Annotated in this window: 21 protein-coding genes; 7 read left to right on the forward strand and 14 right to left on the reverse strand. The window is 65.2% G+C overall.

Going from position 1 to position 23,969, the window contains the following annotated elements; genetic code table 11:
- Both AKN84_RS40930 and AKN84_RS40935 read left to right on the forward strand, forming a co-directional pair.
- On the forward strand, positions 1–480 hold a 480-nt coding region (locus AKN84_RS40930; RefSeq protein ID WP_128971629.1), incomplete at its 5' end, for a tetratricopeptide repeat protein.
- 270 nt (positions 481–750) lie between these two features.
- Entirely contained in the window at positions 751–1,572 is an 822-nt protein-coding gene (locus tag AKN84_RS40935) for a phosphotransferase (protein WP_050426028.1), read from the forward strand.
- 88 nt (positions 1,573–1,660) lie between these two features.
- Here the strand turns inward: AKN84_RS40935 and AKN84_RS40940 are convergent, their stop codons facing one another.
- The 5 genes from AKN84_RS40940 to AKN84_RS40960 all read right to left on the reverse strand — a co-directional run bounded on the left by AKN84_RS40940 (position 1,661) and on the right by AKN84_RS40960 (position 6,847).
- On the reverse strand, positions 1,661–2,557 hold the full coding sequence (locus AKN84_RS40940) for an amidohydrolase family protein (RefSeq protein ID WP_244485755.1): 897 nt from the start codon (positions 2,555–2,557) through the stop codon (positions 1,661–1,663).
- Positions 2,558–2,860: 303 nt separating this feature from the next.
- Entirely contained in the window at positions 2,861–3,481 is a 621-nt protein-coding gene (locus tag AKN84_RS40945; RefSeq protein WP_050426030.1) for a peptidoglycan recognition protein family protein, read from the reverse strand.
- 219 nt (positions 3,482–3,700) lie between these two features.
- A complete protein-coding gene (locus AKN84_RS40950; protein ID WP_050426031.1) occupies positions 3,701–4,915 on the reverse strand; it encodes a GGDEF domain-containing protein in 1,215 nt (404 codons plus the stop codon).
- Between the two features lie 810 nt (positions 4,916–5,725).
- Positions 5,726–6,337 carry a LysE family translocator gene (locus AKN84_RS40955; protein ID WP_050426032.1) on the reverse strand — a complete coding sequence of 204 codons (612 nt, stop codon included), beginning with the start codon at positions 6,335–6,337 and terminating at the stop codon, positions 5,726–5,728.
- Between the two features lie 105 nt (positions 6,338–6,442).
- Complete coding sequence (locus AKN84_RS40960; RefSeq protein ID WP_050426033.1) at positions 6,443–6,847, reverse strand: response regulator; 405 nt, start codon at positions 6,845–6,847, stop codon at positions 6,443–6,445.
- Between the two features lie 157 nt (positions 6,848–7,004).
- On the opposite strand from AKN84_RS40960, the gene AKN84_RS40965 reads away from it, so the two are divergent.
- The gene (locus AKN84_RS40965) at positions 7,005–7,889 is read left to right on the forward strand and encodes an SDR family NAD(P)-dependent oxidoreductase (protein WP_050426034.1); all 885 of its coding nucleotides are present in this window, start codon (positions 7,005–7,007) and stop codon (positions 7,887–7,889) included.
- Between the two features lie 314 nt (positions 7,890–8,203).
- Here AKN84_RS40965 and AKN84_RS40970 read toward each other — a convergent pair whose 3' ends face one another.
- The 4 genes from AKN84_RS40970 to AKN84_RS40985 all read right to left on the reverse strand — a co-directional run bounded on the left by AKN84_RS40970 (position 8,204) and on the right by AKN84_RS40985 (position 11,487).
- Positions 8,204–9,049, reverse strand: a complete 846-nt coding sequence (locus AKN84_RS40970) for an FRG domain-containing protein (RefSeq protein ID WP_050426035.1) — start codon at positions 9,047–9,049, stop codon at positions 8,204–8,206.
- 160 nt (positions 9,050–9,209) lie between these two features.
- Positions 9,210–10,016, reverse strand: coding sequence for a lytic murein transglycosylase (locus tag AKN84_RS40975; RefSeq protein ID WP_050426036.1), 807 nt, complete (start codon positions 10,014–10,016; stop codon positions 9,210–9,212).
- Between the two features lie 30 nt (positions 10,017–10,046).
- Positions 10,047–11,018 (reverse strand): DUF817 domain-containing protein, encoded by a 972-nt coding sequence (locus AKN84_RS40980; protein ID WP_244485756.1) that lies wholly within the window; start codon positions 11,016–11,018, stop codon positions 10,047–10,049.
- 58 nt (positions 11,019–11,076) lie between these two features.
- The gene (locus AKN84_RS40985) at positions 11,077–11,487 is read right to left on the reverse strand and encodes an ester cyclase (protein WP_050426037.1); all 411 of its coding nucleotides are present in this window, start codon (positions 11,485–11,487) and stop codon (positions 11,077–11,079) included.
- 405 nt (positions 11,488–11,892) lie between these two features.
- Between AKN84_RS40985 and AKN84_RS40990 the strand changes: the two genes are divergently transcribed.
- Both AKN84_RS40990 and AKN84_RS40995 read left to right on the forward strand, forming a co-directional pair.
- Positions 11,893–14,745 carry a CHAT domain-containing protein gene (locus AKN84_RS40990; protein ID WP_128971631.1) on the forward strand — a complete coding sequence of 951 codons (2,853 nt, stop codon included), beginning with the start codon at positions 11,893–11,895 and terminating at the stop codon, positions 14,743–14,745.
- Between the two features lie 182 nt (positions 14,746–14,927).
- Complete coding sequence (locus AKN84_RS40995; protein ID WP_050426044.1) at positions 14,928–15,164, forward strand: hypothetical protein; 237 nt, start codon at positions 14,928–14,930, stop codon at positions 15,162–15,164.
- A 347-nt stretch (positions 15,165–15,511) separates the two neighbouring features.
- Here the strand turns inward: AKN84_RS40995 and rpoD are convergent, their stop codons facing one another.
- On the reverse strand, positions 15,512–17,644 hold the full coding sequence (rpoD, locus tag AKN84_RS41000; RefSeq protein WP_050426039.1) for an RNA polymerase sigma factor RpoD: 2,133 nt from the start codon (positions 17,642–17,644) through the stop codon (positions 15,512–15,514).
- Positions 17,645–17,897: 253 nt separating this feature from the next.
- Positions 17,898–19,913: a DNA primase gene (dnaG, locus tag AKN84_RS41005; RefSeq protein WP_050426040.1), complete on the reverse strand. Its 2,016-nt coding sequence runs from the start codon at positions 19,911–19,913 to the stop codon at positions 17,898–17,900.
- Between the two features lie 199 nt (positions 19,914–20,112).
- Here dnaG and AKN84_RS41010 point away from each other — a divergent pair, with 199 nt between their 5' ends.
- The gene (locus AKN84_RS41010) at positions 20,113–20,667 is read left to right on the forward strand and encodes a chlorite dismutase family protein (protein WP_050426041.1); all 555 of its coding nucleotides are present in this window, start codon (positions 20,113–20,115) and stop codon (positions 20,665–20,667) included.
- A gap of 5 nt (positions 20,668–20,672) precedes the next feature.
- Here the strand turns inward: AKN84_RS41010 and AKN84_RS41015 are convergent, their stop codons facing one another.
- From AKN84_RS41015 to AKN84_RS41025, 3 genes are all read right to left on the reverse strand, one after another.
- Positions 20,673–21,071: a gamma-glutamylcyclotransferase family protein gene (locus AKN84_RS41015; RefSeq protein ID WP_050426045.1), complete on the reverse strand. Its 399-nt coding sequence runs from the start codon at positions 21,069–21,071 to the stop codon at positions 20,673–20,675.
- Positions 21,072–21,222: 151 nt separating this feature from the next.
- On the reverse strand, positions 21,223–22,035 hold the full coding sequence (locus AKN84_RS41020; RefSeq protein ID WP_050426042.1) for a transglutaminase-like domain-containing protein: 813 nt from the start codon (positions 22,033–22,035) through the stop codon (positions 21,223–21,225).
- 2 nt (positions 22,036–22,037) lie between these two features.
- Positions 22,038–22,940 carry a transglutaminase family protein gene (locus AKN84_RS41025; protein ID WP_050426046.1) on the reverse strand — a complete coding sequence of 301 codons (903 nt, stop codon included), beginning with the start codon at positions 22,938–22,940 and terminating at the stop codon, positions 22,038–22,040.
- Between the two features lie 103 nt (positions 22,941–23,043).
- Here AKN84_RS41025 and AKN84_RS41030 point away from each other — a divergent pair, with 103 nt between their 5' ends.
- Positions 23,044–23,862, forward strand: a complete 819-nt coding sequence (locus tag AKN84_RS41030) for an N-formylglutamate amidohydrolase (protein WP_050426043.1) — start codon at positions 23,044–23,046, stop codon at positions 23,860–23,862.
- Positions 23,863–23,969: the final 107 nt, after the last annotated feature.

The following is a 23,969-nucleotide window of genomic DNA, read 5'->3' on the forward strand; positions in this document are numbered from 1 at the left end:
GCCTACCTCAACCGCGGCTACGCTTACCAGGTCAAAGGCGATCCTGATCGCGCCATCGCCGACTACGACCGGGTGATCTCACTCAATCCGAAATATGCGCTCGCCTACTACAATCGGTCCCTTTTATACAGGACGAAAGGTGACCTCGATCGCGTCATCGCCGACTGCAGTGCGGCGATCGCGCTCGATCCGAACTATACGGACGCCTACAACACTCGCGCCATTGCGCACCTCGCCAAGGGCGACTTCCGTCGCGCCCTCGCCGATTTGAGCCTGGCGCTGGCGCTGGCATGGCTCGCTATCATTGTCCTTCCGGCGGCAGGGGTCTGGCTTTGTTACCGGACAAGCATGCGTGCACGCAGAGGGTTGTCCCGGCGCACGGCGGTTGAGATTTGCGAACAACATATCGTCGAAATGCGCCGCAGAAACGTCGCCCTGGAGAGAGTCGTGGCGGCTCTCGAGAAGCATTCGTTGGGTTAGCTCGGATGTCTGGGCGGGACGGCCACAGCCGCGGCGGCGTGATGCATCGGCGCCCACGAACGTCCGCTTCCGCCTCGGGAGCGGACAGGAGAGGTGCTCGGGGCCATGTCGGCCAAGGGCCCAGAACCAGACTTGCCTCAGATCGCTGCGCGATTCTGGCAAACGCCACGGCCGGGGACAAGCCACGATCATGGCTGGCAGTCAAGCTCGCGGAAGCGTTCTCTTTTGGCGGCCGCCGGTGTTTGGTCGCGACCGGCGGGAGGACAGGCGATGCAGGGATTCCTCGGGGAGAAGATCAACCAGGGCGGCACGGCTGATATCCACGCCTGGGCGCCGGGTCAGGTCGTCAAACTGTTCAAGGAAGGTTTCCCGCCGCGGCTCGGCCGGCAAGAGGCGCGGATCACCCGGGCGGTCTTTGCCGCCGGGTTGCCTGCGCCGGAGGTGTTCGACGAGGTGACGATCGACGGACGCTTCGGCATCGTCTTCGCCCGCCTCGACGGACCGACACTGCTGCAACTCACGCGCAGCGGCGAGGTGACGTTCGCCGAGGCGGGCGCGATCATCGCGTCACTCATCATGTCCGTTCACAGGATGTCGCCGCCGCCGGAGGCCATCGATCTGCGCCGCTGGATGGAGAGCGCCTTCAGGCACTCGGGCAACATCGTGCCCAGGCACCTCGCTTCCGGCATCCTCGCGCTGATCGACCGCCTGCAGCAGCCGGGGGACGGGCTGTGCCATGGCGACATCCACCCCAACAACGTGATCATGACGGCGGATGGTCCGCGGCTGATCGACTGGACCTTTTCGATCCGCGCGCCTGCGGCCTTCGATCATGGGCACTTTCACATTAACCTGACCGAGCTCGCCCTCGACATCACCGACAATCCGCAGCGGCCGCTTGCGGTCCATGCGGCCGCGCAATCCGAATACGCGCGGCTGTCCGGCACACCGATAGCGGCGCTGAGGCAAGCGATGGAGACCTGGCTGCCGATCGCGATCGTCCGCTGCTTCCTGCTGATGGGCGGGCCGACAAGCGAGCGATGGCGGCGGATGATACAGCGCGCCGAAGCGGCCCTGCGTCCGCAGGATTGAATCCTTCATCGCGCGCGCGTGGCCGTCGATGCGGCTGCTCAGCGTCGGCTTCGGCCTAAAGCGGACTCATGCATCGCAACACGTTTGGTTACGTCCAGCGAAGCCGCGCCAGGATCGCGCGGCCCATGATCCAGTCCTTGTCGCTTTCGGTGAGGAACGGAAGCTCCTCCGTGAATTCGGTCACGCGCTGCCGGTAGGTCGCCCTGGCGAATGAATTGGTGAGATCCGTCCCCCAGTGGCAGCGCTCCGGGCCATAGGCGTCGAACAGGCGGTGGATATGCGGGGTCACGTCACGGAATGGATAGGGCTCAGTCGAAATCAGCGGCACCGACGACAACTTCACCGACACGTTCGGATATCTTGCGAGCGCCGCCGCCTGGACAATAGCCTCCGGCACCGTGTTGTTTTTCACGGAGTCCGATGAATCGGCACGAGGGCGAAGGCCCGCGCCGACACCCATGTGGTCGATGATGAGTGTAAGTTGCGGGTGTCGCTCGGCGATGCCGGCGAACAGCGATGTCTGGCCCGACGTGAGAAACATCACAGGCAGCCGGGCCTTCTCCGCCGCCGGCCAGAACCAGTCCGCGGTTCCGTCTGTCAGCCACGCCGCTTCGCGTGGGCCGAAGTTCAGCCTCACGCCCAGCACGCCGGGCTGGTCGCGCCAGGTCGCGAGCCGTGCCGCGCGGTCGGGCTTGTCGAGGGCGACGCGCGCCATGATGGCGAAGCGGCCCGGATATCGCTTGACCGCCTCCTGGGCATAGTCGATGCGCTCGCCTTCGAGCGACGCCGGCGGAACGATGACGACGCGATCGACGCCGGCCTCGTCCATCAGTGGAATGATCCGCTCGATGGTGAAGGGCTCCGGAAGCTGCGGTTTGCCACCGGGGAGCCAGGGTCTTTCCGGGGTGCTCGCCGGCCACAGGTGGACCTGAGAATCAACGATCACTCGCTTTTGCTGCGCGACCGTGGCCGCGGGGTGCTGCATTGACAGCGCGACGCCGGTCGCGACGGTGCCGGTCAGAAATCGACGGCGTGAAGGCATCTGATGTCCTTCCTGTTCAAAAGTTTTGGTCACGACATGATGGTGATCGGCACGGCGCCCCGCGCAGGGATCACAGCAAACTGGTTCGCAATATCGAAGATCACATCAGGAAATTGCGGCCATGGAAACAGAGTTCAAAGGTCAATTTGCGCCGCAACAATCTTGAACCTCGCATGTCTCAGTCGGGTCAGAAGGCGATGTCCCTGAGGTTCGGCGGGTTTCCGCTTCGTCTTGATGAGTCCACCCCTACTCGCCCCACTCTCGCGCCATGGTCGCGAGTGCGCAGCCTTCGCAGTAGCGGGCGTCCTTGAAGTCGATCCAGTTGTGCGCGTAGACGCGGTCGAGCGGAATGCCGTAACGCGCGCGCAGCACCTTCACCAGCACCCGCCAGGCTGCGATCTGGGCGTCGGTCGGCCCCTTGGTGACATCGGGGTAATTGCCGGCGAACTCGACGCCGATCGAGCTGTCCTTGTTCACCTGGTGATAGGTCTTGTTGTTGTCGATGTATTTGTTGTCGTTGCGATCGGCGCCGTCGGTGTGGGTCGGAACGAGGTTGTCGGCGACCGCCCAATAGACCGTGCCGTCGGTTTCGACCCAGACCAGGACGCCGCGCCTTGTCGGGTTCTTGTGCTGGTCTTGCGCGCCGTAGCGCGCCGAACCGGCCGGCCCCTCGGTCTGGTGCACGACGATGTTGCGCCAGGGGTGCGCCCTGGCGACGTCGCCCCAGGGCGACAGCCACACCATCTTCAACCCGGGAATCTCGGGCGTCCCCTGCGATCGCGCGATTGCCGCGAGATCGGGGGTTTGGGCCATAGCGGCGGAGGAGATCACGAGCGCAAGGAGCGCGGTGAGCAGGCGAGGCATCATGACAGACATTCCGGTGTCGCGCTTCGGTTCTGCAACGGCTTCGTTTCACCTCTCCCCAGCGGGGAGAGGTCGATTTGCGGAGCAAATCGGGTGAGGGGCCGCGGCGCTAACGAGAGACCGTAATCCCTCACCCGGCGCTGCGCGCCGACCTCTCCCAAGGGAGAGGTGAGGTCCCGCCGCCGCTCCAACTCAACTTGATCTCATCATGCTCTAGCACGCTCAGGCGCGCTTGCGCAGGGTCGCCTCCAGCGCATCGACCATCTCGGACGGCAGCCTGGGCTCGTAGGTCGCATAGCCGTTCTTGCCGCCCTTCTTGGCATCGTAGAGCGCGTGGTCGGCGGCGGCGATCAGGCGGTCCGGATGCATCCCGATCTCGCGGGTCCATTGCGCAATGCCGATCGAGACCGCGATCGGAATGTCGTTGCCGGTGCACTGCTCGGCATCGGCGCGGCAGACTTCCAGCACGCGGCGGGCGATCATCGCGCCCTCGCGCAGCGTCGAGGACGGCAGCACGATGCAGAACTCGTCGCCGCCGGTGCGGGCCAGCATGTCGCCCGGGCGGAGCCTGGTCTGCGCCATCAGCGTGAAGTGCTGCAGGCAGGCGTCGCCGGCGGCGTGGCCATGGGTGTCGTTGATGCCCTTGAAGCCGTCGAGGTCGATCACCAGCAGAGCGAACGCCTCGCCGTTGCGGTCGGACCGCGCGCATTCCTCGGTCAACCGCTGCAGGAGATGGCGGCGGTTGCCGACGCCGGTGAGATCGTCGAGCAGCGCGAGGTCGGCGACCTCGTTGCGCAGCCGGTCGATCGCCATCAGCAGGAAGCCGAAATTGAGCGCCATCGACAGGAAGACCATCAGCAGGATCACCAGCGACTGACCCGCATTGAAGCGAACGAAGGAGTACTCGCCGGGCTGCAGCAGGGCGCCGACGAGGCGCAGCGCATAGATGCCGATCAGCACGGAGGCGACGATGCCGGCGAGCCGCGCGCCGGGGCTGACGCGCCCGTTCTCGGGCGACAGCAATAGCTTCAGCGTCAACGCGAACGGCATGACCTGGGCGACGGTGTAGACCAGGATGCGCATCGGCATGCTGTCATAGGCAAAGATGAAGACGCCGAGGCCGGCGAACGCGAACGCGGTGGACAGCGCGGTGCTGCGCCAGCCGACCGGCTTGCCGTAGAAACGCTCGATGCCCATCGCGGCAAGGCCGGCGGCGAACACCATCAGCGTCCCCGCCGCCAGCAGCGGCAAAAGCGAGTCCGTCATCATCACACGGAGCATCGCGCAGGAGGCACCGGCGGACGCGACGAAGGCGGACGCGGTCCAGAACCGCGCCGCGCCGAAAGCTGGATAGCTTTGCGCGACATAGGCCCAGATCAGGCCGAGCGCGAGAAAATTGATAACGAATACCGTCCAAAGCGTCGGAACGCTCAACATCGCCCCTGTTCGAGACCCGTATCGGCCTCGCCTCCCCTGAAATGACCTTCCGCCCCTCAAGCACGATGCGATCCGGTTGAATCGTCATCGCGCTTTAGCCCTTGTTTGCGCATGATCTTTCCGGAAAACCGCTTCGCACTTTTCCGGATCATGCCCAGGGCGTTTCTCCCAATGACAATCCCCGTTGTCTTGCCGGTGAGGATGCGGCCGCGCCGCTTAACGGACTCTCACCGCCGCGGGTGAATCCGTGCCGTGGTTTTGAATTGATGAAGATGCGCGCGTCCACCATTTGCGCGTCGTTAAGCATGACCGGCGCGACGGCGCCGCGACGCGCGACACGCCGACGCTGGCGAAAAAACCGGCGAAAACACGTAACAGCTGTGGATAACACGATGACGGCGCCGTGACAGCACGCGGCAGCCGCCTCCGAATCTGCTGAGTTTGGTAGTGAGGATGTTGCGAGGCTGGCCCTCCGCCAAGCATGCCTCGGAGTCGCGTTCAATCCATTAAACCCTGAGAGGATACTATGGCTAAGAAAGCGAAGAAGGCGAAGAAGGCGAAGGCGAAAAAGGCCACCAAGAAGAAGGCCGCCAAGAAGTAACGAATTCCAGCCCGGGTAGCGGCTCTTGCCCTGCCCGGGCATCCGGTCCGGGACCGTGGGTCGCAACGACGCCAGCCCCGAACGCATCAACCCCGGATTCACCTAACCGATCGACCCCGGCAGATGGGGCAAGGCAGCAGGCGCAAGGCCTGCTTTTTTATTGCCTGCCTCTTTTTTGTTGCCAGCCTCGGCCGCGAGCCGATGCGAGCTCAGCGCTCGGCAAAGGCGAGCTTGGCGCCGAGCACGGCAAAGCCCGCGGCAAAGCTGCGCCGCAGCCAGGCCATCACCTTCGGCCGGGTGATGACGCGGTCGCGCACCGACGCCGCGAACAGCCCGTAGACCGCGAACACCGCGAAGGTCATCGCCATGAAGACGAAGCTGAGCTCGCCCATCCGCGTCAGCGGATGCGGGTCGTCGACGGCGATGAACTGCGGCAGGAAGGCCAGGAAGAAGATCGACAGCTTCGGATTGAGGATGTTGATCAGGATCGCGGTCACGATCACCCGCCCGCTCGAGCGCGGCTTGATCTCGGTGTCGACGGCGAGCGCGCCGCGCTCGCGCAGCGCCTGCCAGGACATATAGAGCAGATAGACCACGCCGCCCCATTTCAGCGCCGCGAACGCCATCGCGCTGGTGTGCAGGATGGCGGCAAGGCCGAGCATCGCCGCGATCATCTGCGGTACGATCCCGAGGGTGCAGCCGAACGCCGCCGCCACGCTCGCCCGCGAGCCCCGGGTCAGCGCCACCGCCAGGGTGTAGAGCACGCCGGTGCCGGGCGAGGCGACCACGATCAGCGTGGTCAGCAAGAAGGACCATGTCATTTCAAATCCTCAAGCGGGAGCGACATGGTCCGGAAATATCACGACGCCCGGGCAGGCGGAAGCGGCCACCGGCCGGCCGCCGTTCGCCCGTGCTGACAAACTCCGTTATACGGACCTCAGCCGGCGGCCGCCCGACAGCTCCGAGGCCTTCGTCTCGGCGACCCGGATCACGTCCAGCGGCGCCCAGGGCTTGGACCAGAACATGGTGCCTTCGGGCAGGCGCTGCCGCAGCGGCTTGCCCGAGGTGACGATCACATCGAGATCGGGCTTGTATTTCTTGGCGACATGGGCGAGCTCGACGCCGGTCATGTTGCCGGCCAACTCGACATCCGTCAGCATCAGCACGACGTTGTCGCCGCTGCCCTGCAGCACCAATTCTGCAGCTTCCGCGCTCTCGCAGGAGATCACGTCGAACTCGCTCTCTTCCAGCAGCAGTTCGATCATCTCGCGCTGCATCGGGTCGTCCTCAACAACCAGGGCCTTCGCACGATAGGGCTTTGACTGTCCCATAGGCTGGCCTCCCTTGGTTTCAATGCTTCGGTTGCGCGCTTAACAAATGTTAATGCCTAAAATCACTGGATGGTTCGGTTCCAATTTGAGAAAAGTGAGGACCGCCGTGTTCCAGCATGGCAACCGTCGCGCCTCGTTCTGATGGAGCCCACCCGAAATGACCGCGATCTCTGGATCCGCCGCCGCCGTGACCGGAGCTGCCAGCGGCATCGGCCACGCGCTCGCGCTTGAACTGGCGTTGCGCGGCTGCGATCTCGCCATCGCCGACCGCGACGAGGGCGGCCTGCAGGCCACCGCCGCCGAGATCGCCAAGGCAATCGAGATCGCCAAGGCTAGCCAGCGCAAGGTCACCATCCACCGCGTCGATGTCAGCGAGCCCGCCCAGATCACCGCGTTCGCCGACGCGGCCGGCGCCGCGCATCCCGGCCTCAACATCGTCGTCAACAATGCCGGCGTCGCGTTGCTCGGCGAGTTCAGCGAAATCGACCAGGCACAGATGGACTGGCTGTTCAGCATCAATTTCTGGGGCGTGGTGCACGGCACCCGCGCCTTCCTGCCGCTGCTGTCGCAGCGGCGCGAGGCGCATATCGTCAACATCTCCTCGATCTTCGGCATCGTCGCCCCGCCCGGCCAGAGCGCCTATTGCGCGGCCAAGTTCGCCGTGCGCGGCTTCTCCGAGAGCCTGCGCCACGAGCTTGCGGTGGCGAACAGCCCGGTGAAGCTCTCCGTCGTGCACCCCGGCGGTATCGCCACCAACATCGCACGCAACTCGCGCACCGGCAGCGGCGTCACCGACAATGCCCGGCGCTCCGAATCGATCGAGCGCTTCGAGACGCTGGCGAGGACCACGCCGACGGCCGCCGCGCAACGCATCATCACCGGCATCGAGAAAAACCAGCCGCGCATTTTGATCGGCAAGGACGCCATCTTCATGGACCTGCTGCAACGCTTCCGCCCCGGGACCTATTGGAAGGTGATGCAGCGGCGGATGGAGAAGACCGCGGCAAGGCGGATCGCGCGCGACGCGGCGCGGGCGGGTTGACTGCATGACGGCACACACACCATCCGTCGTCCCTGCGAAAGCAGGGACCCATAACCACAGGGGCGCGTTGGTGAGCACGCTGCGGCCACAGCGTCAGACACCGACACGCATCTGTGGTTATGGGTCCCGGGTCAAGCCCGGGACGACACTGAATATGTTGCGCGGCCTGTGAGGCTCACATCCGCATCCGGTGGCCACAACAACCGGTCTCGTAGGATGGGTAGAGCGCAGCGAAACCCATCAATTCCGTCCGCGTGGTGAGGCGATGGGTATCGCTTCGCTCCACCCATCCTACGGAGCAGCGCAGAGCCTGCTCACCCCAGCTGCTTCTTCACCCCGAGCGCCAGCCGAAACAGCGGATCGCTCCGCTCCGACGGATAGAGCGCGCTCCGCGTCACCTGCGGGAAATTGTCGTTCTTCCAGAACGAGGACGGCGCGAACGAGAATTTCGCGACCAGCCGGCGGCCGAAATCCATCTCGTAAGGAAAGTAGTTTTCCTTCTGCTCGGTGCCGGACATCTCGGGATACTCGCCGAGCAGATAGCCCTCCTGGATATGCGGCCGCACCGCCGCCGGCGGGCAGACGCTGGACAGCCGCACGATCTGCAGGCCGGCCTCGGCGCTCGCGGTGATCGCGCCGCTTAAATTCGGCACGCCGAGCACATAGAGGAAGGCGGTGCCGATCTCCGCCAGCGACGCGAACGAGGCGGCGATGCGGATCGAATGGGTGACGTCGAGCAGCGGCGTGGTGCAGACCTCGTAATGCTGCAGGATCGACCAGCGCAGGATGCGATGCCGCTTCAGCCGCTCCAGCCCAAGCAGTTTTGCTTTCGCATACTCCGCGATCAGGACCTGCTCGGCACGTTGCAGCGTCGCAAACCGTCGGACCAGCGTCTCCGGATCAGGATTGCCGCGGCCGCCGCGAAACAGCGTCGGCTTCAGCGACGAGTTGCGCTTGATGTTCCTGAAGTCGGCGCCCTGGCCGCGAAACAGCAGCACATGGTCGCGGTTGAGGAATTGCAGCTCCGCGATCTTGGTCGCGAGCTCGAGATAGGAGCCGACGCGATGCCCCGGCCCCTCCCGCACCGCCGAATTCTTCGCGACCTGGCATCCCCGGCGGTCGAAGAACGACCAGATTTTTTGGCTGCCGATGGTTTCCATGCCGTCACTCGATAGTACGTGGCGTCATTGCGAGGAGCGAAGCGACGAAGCAATCCATCGCGCCGCATATGCTGAAAGATGGATTGCTTCGCGGAGCCTGTCATCCGGCGGCGCTTCGCGCCGACCGGGTGGCTCGCAATGACGTTGAGGCGACGCGCCCTCACCGCCCCACGAGCTGATCCGCAAAGTACCCGATGGTCTTGCGATAGATCACCGCCCTGTTCCACTCGCGCATCGCCTCGAAATTCGCGCTGCCTTCGCCGTAGGGCGCGCCCATCTTGAAGCCGTTCGAGTGCAACAGGTTCGCGGTCGAGGCCAGCACGTCGGCGACCGAGTGGCGCAGATCGACATGGCCGTCGCCGTCGAAATCGACGCCGTACTTGATGTAGGACGACGGCAGGAACTGGGTCTGGCCGATCTCGCCGGCATAGGCGCCGATCATGTCGTTCAGACGCAGGTCGCCGCGCTGCAGGATCTTGAGCGCGGCAAGCAGCTCGCCCTGGAACAGGTCGGTGCGGCGGCAATCATGCGCCAGCGTGGCGAGCACGCGGAACACCGGCAGCTTGCCCATGTCGCCCTTGCCGAAATCGGTCTCCAGCCCCCAGATCGCGACCAGGATCTGGCGCGGCACGCCGTATTGCTGCTCGATCTTCGACAGCAGCGCGGCGTGACGCTGCAACATGGCACGGCCGCCATTGATGCGCCCAGAGCCGACGCGGGTGGCGACATACTGCTCAAAGGTCTTATTGAAGGTGTAGCGCTGCCGCCGGTCAAAGGCGAGCACCCCGCCATCCTGCTGCACCCCGCCGAGCGCCTGCGAGATCACATCCTGCTGGATGCCGGCGCTAGCCGCCTCCTGCGAGAACGACTGCACGAAGGCCGGAAAACTGCCGCCGCAGCGGGCGGCATAGGAGGGGGTGGCAAGCAGCAAGGCGCCGAACACAACCGCCAAACGACACCTGAGCATGCAAACATCCCTCCTGCTTCGAATGGCCGATCATGCCACGGAGCAAACGAGGCCGTCAAAGTGTCGGCACCGACATTCCGCCCGCAGCTGCGTCATCCTGCCGTCGTGTCTCGCCCGCCACCTCAGCGGCGCATTGACCAGGCTGACCAGCGTGTAGCTGATGATCAGGAGCAGAAACCACGACCCGAGCTTCTCGATTCCGACCATCGACCAGCCGAGCCGCTGCGAGGGATAGAGCCAGGTCTTGGTGAAGGTGCCGATGTTCTCCGTGAACCAGATGAACAGCGACACCAGCACGAGGCCGAGCAGCAGCGGCATCGAACGGTCGCGGGTCCAGACCTTGAAATGGATGCGGGTGCGGCCGAACAGCCTGATCGCCCAGGCGAACAGCCCCCAGCGCAGGTCGATGACGTAATGGTGGCTGAAGAAGTTGAGATAGATCGCGACGCTGAGCGCGATCAGGCCGAGCCGGCGCGGATGCTGGACAAAACGGAAATCGAACAGCCGCCAGCAGCGGCAGATGTAGCTGCCGATACAGGAATACATGAAGCCGGAGAACAACGGCACGCCGCCGATACGGAAGATGCTGGGCTCCGGATAGATCCAGGAGCCGACCTGTGTTTTGAAGACCTCCATCGCCGTGCCGACGACATGGTAGGTCAGGATGACCCGGGCCTCCTCCCAGGTCTCGAGCTTTCCCGCCAGCAGCGCGACCTGGACGGCGAGCATCGAGAGAAACAGGAAGTCGTATCGCGCGAGCACCGCGTCCGGCGGATAGAAGCGCCAGCTGCCGATCATCAGCGCCACCGCGATGCCGCCGAACAGGCAGGCCCACGCCTGCTTGACGCCGAAGCGGAGGAATTCGTACACCGCCGCCGTCCAGCGGCGCTGCGCCATCAACAGGCCGAGGCGATGTTCGCCGGCGATGAAGCGGCGCAGCGGCGGCCGGTTGGCCGCGGCGCTCGCGATCGGTTTGGTGGGACGTGTCAGCCTGTGATGCACACAGCTGGTGATGCCGGCAGATCACGGTCGCGGCGCGGCGGAGTTGTGCAGATTTCCCTCAATCCTTGAGCTGACGCTCCAGATCGACAAAGTCGATCTCGGCCCAGCGCTCGGAAATCTTGCCGTCGTGAATCCGCCAGAACGTCATGCCGCGGAATTCGACGTGACGGCCGGTCGGGGCGATGCCGCGCCACGGGCTGCGGTGCCGGCCGCGCCAGACGAAGCGGCCGGCGACGATGTCGCGCTCGGCCACCAGGCATTCGGCGACCGCCGACAGGTCGGCGAAGGTCTCGTGCATGGCAGACGCATGCGCGATCACCTCCTCGGCGCTCATCCGCTTGCCTGCGGCATGGTCGAAGTAATCGGACCCCAGCTGGGCGCGGATCGCGTCGGGATCGAGACGATTGGTCACGGCGTCGTAATGCGCGAGCACGAGCGCCTTGTTGGCGTCGCTTGTGGCGTTGGACATCGGCGATAGACTCTCGAGAAAAGTTGTATAAAGCCAAGGATGCGCCTCATACGCGAATCGGACGCGATGACGCAAGTGACGATGGTCAGAAAAATCAATGGTTTCGGCGCTGGCGCGTTTCGGCTTCGAAGCGAAAGGCGGTTGCCGGGAAAGTGCGTCCGCCAGCGGTAACATCATCCGATGGCGCGCTCATGCCGCTGGCATGCAAGCGGCGGCGCACCACGCGGGTGCATCTCAGGGAGCGTGCGTGAACGCCGGAGGCGCTGGCGGCGACCAAGAAAGCACCAGCCCGGTAAACCGGTCCCGGCGCCGCGCCGCCGTTCGCTTGTCTTGTTCATGCAAAGGCGCGCGTCTAAAGCCAGCCAGGCTGGCTGCAACGACGCCGTCATTGGGGAACGCCATCCGGTGACGAATTCTGGGAATGAGGATGTGCTGCCGATGACGATCGCCGGACGCTTCGCACACGCGCGCAGGGTTGCCGCGTCACTCGGTATCATCCTCGCGCTCGGCGCCACACTGACCGGGCCGATCGATACGGCCAGCGCGCAGAACGCCTCCACCAAGCGCGCGCCAGCGCAAGGCGCCGGCAGCACGCAGGCGATCACCGCGCAGATGAAGAACGCCATCACGCTGACGCGCAGCGGCAAGATCGACGCCGGCGCTGCGCAGCTCGCTGCCGCGCTCGACGCCGCCGACAAGCTCGACGACGCGCAATTCGTGATGGGGCAATATTACGACGCGACCGCGACGCTGCGCGCGGTCAAGCGCGACGATCTCGCCGAAAAACTGTTCATGCGCGCATTCAAGAGCAAGGCGGCGGCGCAATCGCCGCCCGGCATCGCCGATGTGCTGCTGGAATACGCCATCCTGCTGTCCGACCACGCCAGGATCGCCGAAGCGGTTCCGGTCTACATGAAGGGGATCGCGGCCTTCAATGCCTATTGGGGCGAAGGCTCCGAGGAATCGCTGATCGCCAACGACAAGCTCGCGGTCGCGCTGTCGGCCAATGGCTCGGCGGCATCGGCGACGAATTTGGGCCGGCACAATTTCGAGCGCTCGGAGAAGGCGCTGGGGCCCGACCACCGCACCACCGCGAAGCTCGCCAACAATTATGCCGACATGCTGCGCGAGATCGGCGCGCCGGCGAAGGCGCTCGAGCTCGATCTGTTCGCGATCGAGAAGCGCGTCAAGCGTTACGGCGAGAACCATCTCAACACGCTGGTGACGGTCAACAACGCCGGACAGGACTTCCTCAACCTCGGCCGCTTCGATGACGCTCGCCGCTATTTCCGCCGGCACCGCGCGATCGCGACCGTGCTGGCGCCGAAGGATCCGAGTTTCGCCGGCCAGGCCGACGCCTGGCTGTTCTATACCGACATGCTCGCCGCCGGCGACGCGGCGACGTCGCCGGCCGATCTGGCGCGGCTAGAGGCGATCGTCGCCAATGAGGAGAATTTCGCGGACTTCCTGCGCATCAAGGCGGCGGAACTCGCCGCCGGCCAGCGCGAGCGGCGCGGCGAGCTGGACGCGGGCATGCGGCTGCGCGAAACCGCGCTGGCGATTTCGACCAAGGCCTTCACCGCGCAGCATCCGCTCTCCTTCCAGATCAAGCTCGGCATCGCCGTTGCCCTGATCGCGAGCGATCCGAACCGCGCGGTGCGCGCGTTCACCGCGCTCGACCGCGAGATGTTCGAGTGGATGAAGCGCGAGGTCGGCACGGCGGGCGATCGCGCCGTCGCGGAAGCGATCCGCGCCCATGCCGACCACCTGCTGTTCGCGTTCGGCCGCTTCGCCACCGGGGCCGGCTCCGCTGTGGCACAGCCGGCCTTTGCCGCCGCCGTGCTGCGCTGGAAGACGCTCGGTGGCGGCGACGCCACCGCGCTGCGCCGGTTCGAGACGGAGGTCGCGGATAAGGACGCGGAGACCGCGGCGCTGGTGCGCGCGGCACTGCGACTCAACGGCGAGAAGCAGGAGCTGTTCTCGTCGGGCAATATCGACGACTGGGCGCGATCGGTATGGCAGCGGCAGGACGCGGCCGAGAAGGCGCTGAACAAGCGGCTCGATGCGATCGGCGTCAAGCTGCCACAGGACCCGATCCGTCCCGCGCAGCTGCTCGCCCCGCAGGAAGCCGTCGTCAACTACTTCATCACGCGGCAGTGGAAGGCGGACCGGCAGTCGAAGGAGCCACTGGCGGCGACTGTGCTCTACGCCATCGTCGAGACCGCAACGAGCGAGCCGCGCGTCGTCGATCTCGGCGATCCCGGCAAGACCGTCGACACCGGCGTGCGGACCGAGATCGCGCGGCTGCGGACGACACGGGCCGCCGCCGCCGATCTCGACGCCGGAGGCTCCGACACCAGAGCACTCGACACCAAAGGCCGCTTCCAGAACCTGCACGCGCGGCTGTTCGCGCCGCTGGAGGCCATGCTGAAGGACAAGACCACGCTCTATGTGGTGCCGGACGGATTCCTGTTTGCGGTGCCGTTCTCGCTGCTGCCCGGCGCGGACGGCGGCCTGCTGGAGGACAAGTTCACGATCCGGCTGCTGACCAGCCCCGATGCGCTGATCGCGATCCATGCGCGCGAGACGCTCGAGCGGACGGGCGCGATGCTGCTCGCCGGCGGCATCGAATACGGCCAGCCGGGGCCGATGCCGCTGCCCGGCACCAGGACCGAGATCGAGGCGATCGCCAAACTCGCCCGCGCGCGCGGCGCACCGGTCGAGATGCTGACCGGCGGCGGCGTCAGCGAAGCTGCGCTGCGCGAGGCGATCGGCAAGGTCCGCATCGCGCATCTGGCGACGCACGGCTTCTATCACGACAGCACCGCGGCCGGCCTCGACACGCTCTGGCAGAGCGGCATCGTGCTGTCGGGCGCTGGCGACGGCCGCTGGCCGCTGCGCGACGACAGAGACGGCTATCTCTATGCCTTCGAGCTGATGGACTGGGACCTGTCCGGGCTCGATCTGCTGGTGCTGTCGGCCTGCGAGACCGGCCGCGGCGACGAGAGTTTCGTCAGCGGCCTGCGCGGGCTGCCGACCGCGCTCGGCATCGCCGGCGCCCGCCGCGCGCTGCTGACGCTGTGGCCGGTCGCCGACGAAGGCACCGCGAACTTCACGGTGCGCTTCTACGAGCACCTCGCCGAGGGCCTGACCTATTCCGATGCGTTGCGCCAGACGAGGCGCGATGCGCGCGAGGGCAAAGTGGCGGGCGCCCGCGACGCCAGCGTGTGGGCGGCGTTCGTGCTGTTCGAGGGCTGAGACGGCGACCTGACGCAACAGAACGGTGGACATCTCGCAGGCCGTTGTCATCTTGACATGTCGGCGGATTACGTCGGCTCGTACCGCAAGGGCGTTCGCTGCCAGATTGCGCAGGGCAGACCGGCGCACCGGCGCAGGCGATTTGCTTTGACAGCGACGCCTTGATCGAGGACAAGCCGCGCATGCCGAAAAAACCCGGGACCAATCCCAAAGGCGAATTCGCCTTCTTCAACGTCTTCTATGAAGACGGCTCGCAGCGCTCCAACCGCCGCGTGCCCTCGGAGCTCATTGGCGGGCTCGACGGCGACGAGCCGGTGCGCGCCTTCCTGCGCGACCAGGACCGCGAGATCGCCGAAAAGGGCGGCCGCCCGCCGCTCGAGATCAAGTCCATCGAGCGGGTCGGGGCGAAGAAGAAGTAGCGCGGGCGAGTTGGTCGCTACGTCAAGTCCACCCGCTGAACCACCTCCGCACACCATCGGCATCAGAGCAAGCGGCACCCCTCTCCCCACCCTCCCCCACAAGGGGGGAGGGAGCCTAACCAGCGTGCTCACCTCACGTCGCTCTCACGGCTTGCACATCGCATGTCGTCGCGCGCTGGTCTCAAGCGTGAGGGGCGCGCCGGCAGAAGGGCTCCCTCCCCCCTTGCGGGGGAGGGTTGGGGAGAGGGGTGGCCGCGGGCGCAGGCGTACGAAATGCAGCACGGACTGGCCAAAGAAAAACGGCGGGCATTTGCCCGCCGTTCTTGTTTCAATGGATACCGACTGAATTAGTTGTCGAGGAACGACCGCAGCTTGCGCGACCTTGACGGATGCTTCAGCTTGCGCAGCGCCTTGGCTTCGATCTGGCGGATGCGCTCTCTCGTCACCGAGAACTGCTGGCCGACTTCTTCCAGCGTGTGGTCGGTGTTCATGCCGATGCCGAAGCGCATGCGCAGCACGCGTTCTTCGCGCGGGGTGAGCGAGGCCAGGACGCGCGTGGTGGTCTCGCGCAGGTTGGACTGGATCGCGGCGTCGATCGGCAGGATCGCGTTCTTGTCCTCGATGAAATCGCCGAGATGCGAATCCTCTTCGTCACCGACCGGCGTTTCCAGCGACAGCGGCTCCTTGGCGATCTTGAGGACCTTGCGGACCTTCTCCAAGGGCATGCCTAGCTTCTCGGCGAGCTCCTCCGGGGTCGGCTCACGGCCGATCTCGTTCAGCATCTGGCGCGAGGTGCGGACGATCTTGTTGATCGTCTCGATCATGTGCACGGGGATGCGGATGGTGCGGGCCTGGTCGGCGATCGAGCGGGTGATCGCCTGCCGGATCCACCAGGTGGCATAAGTTGAGAACTTGTAGCCGCGGCGATACTCGAACTTATCGACCGCCTTCATCAGGCCGATATTGCCTTCCTGGATCAGGTCGAGGAACTGGAGGCCGCGGTTGGTGTACTTCTTGGCGATCGAGATCACGAGACGGAGGTTGGCTTCCACCATCTCCTTCTTGGCCTGACGGGCCTCGCGCTCGCCCTTCTGCACGCCGTGCACGATCTTGCGGAATTCGCCGATCTCAAGGCCGGTGAGCGCGGCCAGCGACTGGATCTCGTGGCGCAGGTCCTTGATGCGGTCCTTCTCGTGATGGACGAAGTTCTTCCAGCCCTTGGCCGAGAGCTTCGAGACACGATTGAGCCAGCGCGGATCGAGCTCCGAGCCCTGGTAGTTGCGCAGAAAGTCCTCGCGCGCGACGCCGTGGCTGTCGCCGAGGCGCAGCAGGCGGCCCTCGAACGAGACCAGCTTCTTGTTGATGTCGTAGAGCTGCTCGACCAGCGAGTCGATGCGGGCCTGGTTGAGGCGCAGCGACTTCACCTCGACGATGATCTCGTCCTTCAGCTTCTTGTACTTGCGCTCCTGCGAGGGCGACAGCGACTCGCTCTGCAGCTGGTTGGCGATATCCTGCTCCTGCAGGCGGCGCAGCTTCTTGTACTCGGACGCGATCTTGTCGAAGGTCTCGACCACCTTCGGCTTCAGCTCGGCCTCGATGGCGGCGAGCGACATCTGGTTCTCGAACTCGTCGTCGTCCATGTCGCCTTCGGCGGCGGCCTCGCCGGGATCCTTCTCCTCGGTGCCGGCTTCGGCACCGGCGGGCGCGGCGCGGAACGGGGTCGGCGACGGCGGCGCTGCGGGCGGCGCGACATGCGCCGGCGCGGCGGCGTCAGCACCGTTGCCATTGCCTTCGGCAGCGGCGCCCTCGGCGCCGTTGTTGCCGATCAGGTTCGGATTGATGCCGCCCTTCGACTCGGGGCCGGCATAGGTGGCTTCGAGATCGATGATGTCGCGAAGGAAGATCTTGCCTTCGTTGAGCTCGTCGCGCCAGATGATGATGGCCTGGAAGGTCAGCGGGCTCTCGCAGAGGCCCGCGATCATCGCCTCGCGGCCGGCCTCGATGCGCTTGGCGATGGCGATTTCGCCCTCGCGCGACAGCAGCTCGACGGTGCCCATCTCGCGCAGATACATGCGCACGGGATCGTCGGTGCGCTCGCCGGGCTCCGACTTCTTGACCTCGGTGACGGCCTTCTGCGTGACCTCGACGAGCTCGTTGTCGGTCTCGTCGTCGCCGTCGTCCTTCTCGTCCTCGCCTTCAGAGTCGTCGGCCTCGGTGACGTTGATGCCCATGTCGGACAGCATCGACATGATATCTTCGATCTGTTCGGGCGAGGTCGTGTCGGAAGGCAGCACTTCGTTGAGCTGATCGAAGGTCACGAAGCCGCGCTTCTTGGCCTGCTTGATCATCTTCTTCACCGCGGCATCCGACAGGTCGAGCAACGGCGACGGCGCGTCAGCGGAATCCTTCTCAGGAGCATCCGCTGCCTTGTCGTCTTTTTCCTTGTCCTTAACCTGCAGCGTCTTTGCCTTGGTGGCCATTCACTAAGCTCCCGAAACGCGGTCATGCAAAATGGTGCCACGCACGCACGTTTGCACGCTATCTAGAATTACTCTCTCGACGCACAAAGGGCGGCGCACAAATTTCGCCACCCCTGTCATCCGTCTCGATGGTTTCCATCTGCAATAGCCGCGAGGCTATTAAGTTTCGCTTAACCCTGTTTTTGCAGCCAAACCATAGATTTGGCGAGTCTTTTCGCTGGTTCGGCCGGTGCCGTCCGCAGCATTTTTGTTATCAGACATTACGCTGGAACCGGCCCGATAATTCGCCGAACCCTTCAATCAGGGCTTCGGTCCCGTCGGCTTCTGCCATCCGGGCCTGGATATCCTGCAACCATGCCAGATTGGCCTCGCTGGAGTCTTCAGCCAAGGCCGCTTCCGCATCTTTTCTTTCCCTAAGTAAGGCGTGGGTTTTCTGATGCAAGGCAACGAGTTGACGCCAGGTTGATAAAACATCCTCGCGCGCCGCACCGATTTGCGTCCCCCACACCGCCTGGGTTGTGATCGCCCGCTCAACCCTTTGAAGAATCTGCGATAATCCGCCTGCTTCAAGGTCAGCGCGCATCTTCTCGGCCTGCTCCTCGACGTCGGGGGAATGGTGATGATCGTGGGCAAAGGCCGCGATAATGGCGGCCCTGAGCTTGTGGGCCTCGGGGTGGGCGAGCTCCAGCGCCGCCACCTCCTCCAGATGGTCGTGCAGCAGCCAGGGGTGGTTGATCAGGGATAGCAGGATCAGCGCCTCGCGGCGGGAGATCGCGCTGCGCTGGCCGCGCATGATCGAGCTGTTGGCGAGCTGGGGGCTCGCGGCCTGATACGGACCCCGTGAAATCCCGGGGGTGGCGCCGCCCTTGCCGCCGAAGCGGCCGGCCTGGCCGCCTCGGGCCGGGCCGCGGGGCGCAAACTGGCGGGGTGATTCGCCGCCGCGCCCGCCGCCGAAATTGCCCCTGCCGAAGCCGCCGCCGTAACCGCCGCGGCCGCCCTCCGGGGCGAAGTTGCGTTGCAGCCGCTCCTGCAGGTCCTGCCGGTAATAGCGGCGCACCACCTCGTCGCGGATGCCATTGGTCAGTTCGCCGATCCGCGCCTCAAGCGCGGCGCGGCGCTCGGGGGTGTCGAAATTGCCGCCCTCGATCTCGCGCGACCAGATCATGTCGGCGAGCGGACGCGCCGCCGAGATCACGTCCTCGATCGCGGCGCGGCCGCCGGAGCGGGCGAGATCGTCGGGGTCCTGCCCTTCCGGCAGCAGCGCGATACGCAGGCTCTTGCCCGGCTTGAGCTGCGGCAGGGCAATGTCGGCCGCGCGATACGCGGCCTTCTGCCCGGCGCGGTCACCGTCGAAGCAGAGGATCGGCTCGTCGACCATCTTCCAGAGCAGCGCGAGCTGGTTCTCGGTCAGCGCGGTGCCGAGCGGCGCGACGGCGCCGGGAAAGCCCGACGTGACCATGGCGATGACGTCGACATAGCCCTCGACGACGATGAGCTGCGCGCCGTCATGCGCGGCCTGCCGCGCCGTGAACAGATTGTAGAGATTGTCGCCCTTGTGAAACAGCGTGGTTTCCGGCGAGTTCAGGTACTTTGCCGGAACGTCCTTCTCCAGCGCGCGGCCGCCGAACGCGATGACGCGGCCGCGTGCATCCGATATCGGGAACATGACGCGGTCGCGGAAGCGATCGAACGGCACCGGCTTGTCCTCGCCGGACACCAGCAGCCCCGCCTCCACCATGTCCTCGGTGGAGATTCCTAACGCGCCCAGATGCTCCTTCAGCGCAAAGCGATCCGGCGGCGCATAGCCCATCCGGAACTGGAGCTGGGTCGCCGGTGAGATGCCGCGGTCGGCGAGGTAGCCGCGCGCCTTGGCGCCGTTACGCGAGGCCAGCGTGTCGGCGAAGAACTTGGTCGCCAGTTCCATCACGTCGTGCAGGGTGCGGCGGCGCTGCTCGTGCCGCGCCGCATCCGGGCTCGCCGCCGGGATCGCCATGCCGGCCATCGACGCCAGCCGCTCGACCGCCTCCGGAAAGGTGACGCCCTCGGTCTGCATCACGAAGTCGAAGATGTTGCCGTGCTGGCCCGAGGAGAAGTCGTGGTAGAACCCCTTCTGGTCGTTGACCGTGAACGACGGGGTCTTCTCCTGCTGGAACGGCGACAACCCCTTCCACTCTCGCCCGGCCTTCTTGAGCTTGACGCGCTTGCCCACGACTTCCGAGACCGGAAGCCGGGCGCGCAGCTCTTCGAGGAATTGGGGCGTGAAACGCATGGGACGATTTAGCGTGGTATCCGGTGAGTCGCTGGTCAACCGGTTAGCCATATAGGGGCGCCCGGTGGTTGGACGAAGAATGTAGGATTTTTCCGGACTATTCACAGGCTCCGCGGCACCACCGGGCTACCCCGGATTCCTCGGTGGAGAGAAGTCTCAGCCACCTTGCCCCCTCCCCGGTTCCGGGATTGGATAGGCCATGTTCACGACATTCAGAGGCGGGCAGAGCGGCGGCTGGCAGGTCACGTCCATCACGCGGGTGAAGGGCGAGACGCTGCCGAAGGTCGCGGCGCTGTCGATCGTTGCGAGCGATGCGATCGCGCTGCCGCTGCTGCCGGCGCAGACCTCCTGGCGGCTCGCCGGCGTCGCCAGCCATCTGCGCTACACCGAAAAGGAGGAGCGCGAGAAGCTTGCCGCCGTGCAAGCCGGGCTCGGCCGCAGCGAGGCAACCCACGCGGCGCTGATCCCGATCCGGAAGTCCGCGGCGTGGTGGGAGCTGACCCAGGAAGAGCGCCGCAAGATCTTCGAGGACAAGTCGCACCACATCGCCGGCACCTTGAAATACCTGCCGGCGATCGCCCGCCAGCTGTTTCATGCCCGCGACCTCGGCATGCCCTTCGACTTCCTGACCTGGTTCGAGTTCGCACCCGAACACGACAACCTGTTCGACGAGTTGGTCGCCATGCTGCGCGCCACCGAGGAATGGAGCTTTGTCGAGCGCGAGGTCGACATCCGCGTCGAGCGGGAAGTGTGAAGCCGCTAGTGCTCGAGGAATTTTCCTGAGGCGATCCGCGGCAGCTCGGTGACCGGCCAATTGTAGAGATAGGTCCACGCCTCGCTCACGCTGCCGTCGGCGAGCGTGACCTTGAGCATCTCGCGGAGATATTCGGTCGGCGGTGGAAAGCCCTCGCCGCAGGCCTCGTACATGTCGAATTCGCGCAGCATGGCCTCGCGCTCGCGCAGGCGGAACAACTCGCCGTGCACGATGTCGGCGGGATCGTCCGACACGACGAGGCCCGGATAATGCTTCACGAGGTAGAGCTGGCCGCGGCACTGCGCTGATCCTAAGAATTCGGCATTGCCCGCGAGCAGCTTCGCCATCGGGTGGTCGAAACCGCGCATCAGTGTGCCGTAGACGAAGAGGAGATCGGAGGTCATCGTGATTTTTACAGCCGTCATTGCGAGGAGCGAAGCGACGAAGCAATCCATACTTCGGTTCGCGCCCGCTGCTCAATGGATTGCTTCGCGGAGCCTATCATCCGGCGACGCTTTGCGCCGACCGGGCGGCTCGCAATGACGAAAGACCAGGTCATCCCGCCGCCACTTCCTCCGTCACGACGACGAATTTCGTCAGCGTCATGCGGCCGAAGCTTGTGGTGAGCGCGACGTCGGCGGCGTCGCGGCCGGTCGCCATCAGGATGCGGCCGATCCGCGGCACATTGTGGCGGGCATCGAAGGTGTACCACTGGCCGGACAGATAGACCTCGAACCAGCCGGAAAAATCCATCGGCGCGGGATCCGGCGGCACCCCGATGTCGCCGAGATAGCCGGTGCAGTAGCGCGCGGGAATTCCCATGCAGCGGCAAAAGGTCAGCGCCAGATGCGCGAAGTCGCGGCAGACGCCGGCGCGGCTTTCATAGACGTCGTGCGCCGACTTCATGTGATGGGCGTGCTGGTAGCCGAACGTCACATGGCGGTGCACGAAATCGGTGATCGCCTGCACCCGCGCCCAGCCGGGCGGTGTGCCGGCGAACAGCGACCAGGCGATGTCGGTCAGCTTGTCGGTCTCGCAATAGCGGCTCGGCATCAGATAGAGCAGCAAGTCGTCGGGCAATTGCTCGACCGGCAGCTGCTGCGCCGCCGGATTGACGATGTCGGGCAACCCGGAATCGCGCACCAGCGCGCTGCCACGGAAGGTGACGCCACCGGCCGGCGCGACAAGGCGCCCGCAGACATTGCCAAAGCCGTCGCGATAGAGACCGATCGGCACATCCGGCACGGTCGCAATGCGCTCGGTGCCGACGATGTCGGCGTAACGCGACGGATGGATCGACAACATGATCACCATCGGGGTCGGCTGCGCCGCCGTGTAGGTGATCTCGAAGCCGACCCTGATCTGCATCGTCAGGCCGTCTCCTGCTCCGCCACGCTCTCGCCGACCGAAACGACCTTGATGTCGACGTCCATGCCGAGAAAGGCATCCGCGGCGCCGAGATAGACGCCGTGCAGCGGGATCGCCTGGCGCGGATCGCGCGCCACCGCGACGCGGATCAGATCGCGGGTGCCGACGATGCCGTTGGTCGGATCGAACTCGATCCAGCCCGCGCTCGGCAGATAGACCTGCACCCAGGCGTGGGTCGAGCCGCCGCCGACATAGCCGTGCGCGCTGCCGGGAGGCATCGCGAGGTAGCCGGAGACGAATCGCGCGGCGATGCCGAGCCGGCGCAGCGCCTCGATCATGAACAGCGCATAGTCGCGGCAGGTGCCGGACTTCGTGCGCAGCGTATCGAGCGGATGCTGGGTGCCCTGCTCGTAACGCTTGCGGTAGCTGAACGCTTCGCGGATGCCATGCGTCATGTCGCTGAGGATCTTGAACGTCAGCGTCGGCGCCTCGACATCGAGGAAGCGCCGCGCCCAGGCCGACAGCTCGCCGGTCGGGTCGCCATATTGCGGCGTGATGAACTGCTGCAGATCGGGGAATTCCTCATCGTCGTAGAGGAACGGATAGAAATAAGCCGCGTCATCCGGCGTCAGCGCAAACCTGTCGGCGGGATTGTGCTCCACCGTCGCGGTCGAGACAAAGGACAGCGTGTCGGTGCGCTCGTCGAAGGCTGCGATCGCGACGCTGTTGCCGAACACGTCATGGATCCAGCGCAGCGACATCGGCTGCGGATCGATCACAAGCGCGCTGTCGAGCACGCGCAGATCATGGCCGTCGCGCGGGCGCAGCATGATGCGGTGCTCGCCGAACGCCACCGGGCGCGCGTAGCGATAAACGGTCTTGTGATGGATAGTCAGTAGCGGCATCTTCAAACAATCATCGTGATTTCGAGCCGCATAATCTATAGAGAAAGCTGCTCGATTCCAAACCAGCATGCCGCTTGAATAGGCAAAGTTGAGGAAAAAGCCCTTGAATTACGGCGGCGGTCCATCGTTCCTGCTCGCAAGCACCGATGTTTCACCGGTTCTTGAACACAATCCTGCCGGCCGCTCACCGTTCCTATTCACCTGCGACCACTACGGCAGGCTGATTCCCTCCCCGCTCGGCGATCTCGGCCTGCCCGAAGGCGAGCTCGTCCGGCACATCGCCTGGGACATCGGTATCGCCGGCGTCGCCACGCAGCTGTCCGACCTGCTCGGCGCGCATTTGATCGCGCAGCGCTACTCGCGGCTCGTGATCGACTGCAACCGGCCGCCGCATGTCGCAAGCTCGGTCCCGCTGATCAGCGAAGCCACCACCGTTCCGGGCAATGAGGGCCTGTCGCGCGAGGCCGCCGAGATGCGCCGCGCGCAGATCTTCGATCCCTATCACAGGCGCATCGACGACATCATCGACGAACGTGCGCGTCACGGCATGCCGACAGTGCTGGTGTCGCTGCACAGCTTCACACCGGTTTATGCCGGCATCGCACGTCCCTGGCACATCGGCACGCTGTATCACCGAGACAAGGCGCTGCCGCCGCTGCTGCTGAAGCATCTACGCGCCGAGGGCGATCTCGTGGTCGGCGACAACGAGCCCTATGCGGTCAGCGACGAGACCGACTACACCATCCCCGTGCATGGCGAGCAGCGCGGCCTGATGAATTCCGGCATCGAGATTCGCCAGGACCTGATCTCCGACCAGGCCGGCGAGACCGCATGGGCCGAGCGGCTGGCGCGTATCCTCGGCGAGATCGAGGCGACGCTACGCGCGGAAGCGCCGATCAAGGGCAGGATAAGTTTAGGTTGAGCTGGATCGACCGCGGAGCTTCACCTCTCCCTTGGGAGAGGTCGCGCGTAGCGCCGGGTGAGGGGTTGCAGTCCCTCGTTAGAGCTGCGGCCCCTCACCCGATTTGC

Origin of the sequence: Bradyrhizobium tropiciagri (genome assembly GCF_001189845.1) — a bacterium.
Classification (GTDB): Bacteria; Pseudomonadota; Alphaproteobacteria; order Rhizobiales; family Xanthobacteraceae; genus Bradyrhizobium; species Bradyrhizobium tropiciagri.

Bases quoted from the DNA above. Each gene is read 5' to 3' on its own strand.
- AKN84_RS41025 (WP_050426046.1), bottom strand. From the start codon at position 22,940: ATGCCGCTACTGACTATCCATCACAAGACCGTTTATCGCTACGCGCGC.
- dnaG (WP_050426040.1), bottom strand. From the start codon at position 19,913: ATGCGTTTCACGCCCCAATTCCTCGAAGAGCTGCGCGCCCGGCTTCCG.
- AKN84_RS40950 (WP_050426031.1), bottom strand. From the start codon at position 4,915: ATGTTGAGCGTTCCGACGCTTTGGACGGTATTCGTTATCAATTTTCTC.
- AKN84_RS40995 (WP_050426044.1), top strand. From the start codon at position 14,928: ATGCCGAAAAAACCCGGGACCAATCCCAAAGGCGAATTCGCCTTCTTC.
- AKN84_RS40945 (WP_050426030.1), bottom strand. From the start codon at position 3,481: ATGATGCCTCGCCTGCTCACCGCGCTCCTTGCGCTCGTGATCTCCTCC.
- AKN84_RS41015 (WP_050426045.1), bottom strand. From the start codon at position 21,071: ATGACCTCCGATCTCCTCTTCGTCTACGGCACACTGATGCGCGGTTTC.
- AKN84_RS40985 (WP_050426037.1), bottom strand. From the start codon at position 11,487: ATGTCCAACGCCACAAGCGACGCCAACAAGGCGCTCGTGCTCGCGCAT.
- AKN84_RS40970 (WP_050426035.1), bottom strand. From the start codon at position 9,049: ATGGAAACCATCGGCAGCCAAAAAATCTGGTCGTTCTTCGACCGCCGG.
- AKN84_RS40935 (WP_050426028.1), top strand. From the start codon at position 751: ATGCAGGGATTCCTCGGGGAGAAGATCAACCAGGGCGGCACGGCTGAT.
- AKN84_RS40955 (WP_050426032.1), bottom strand. From the start codon at position 6,337: ATGACATGGTCCTTCTTGCTGACCACGCTGATCGTGGTCGCCTCGCCC.
- AKN84_RS41010 (WP_050426041.1), top strand. From the start codon at position 20,113: ATGTTCACGACATTCAGAGGCGGGCAGAGCGGCGGCTGGCAGGTCACG.
- AKN84_RS40940 (WP_244485755.1), bottom strand. From the start codon at position 2,557: ATGCAGCACCCCGCGGCCACGGTCGCGCAGCAAAAGCGAGTGATCGTT.
- AKN84_RS40965 (WP_050426034.1), top strand. From the start codon at position 7,005: ATGACCGCGATCTCTGGATCCGCCGCCGCCGTGACCGGAGCTGCCAGC.
- rpoD (WP_050426039.1), bottom strand. From the start codon at position 17,644: ATGGCCACCAAGGCAAAGACGCTGCAGGTTAAGGACAAGGAAAAAGAC.
- AKN84_RS40960 (WP_050426033.1), bottom strand. From the start codon at position 6,847: ATGGGACAGTCAAAGCCCTATCGTGCGAAGGCCCTGGTTGTTGAGGAC.
- AKN84_RS40975 (WP_050426036.1), bottom strand. From the start codon at position 10,016: ATGCTCAGGTGTCGTTTGGCGGTTGTGTTCGGCGCCTTGCTGCTTGCC.
- AKN84_RS41020 (WP_050426042.1), bottom strand. From the start codon at position 22,035: ATGCAGATCAGGGTCGGCTTCGAGATCACCTACACGGCGGCGCAGCCG.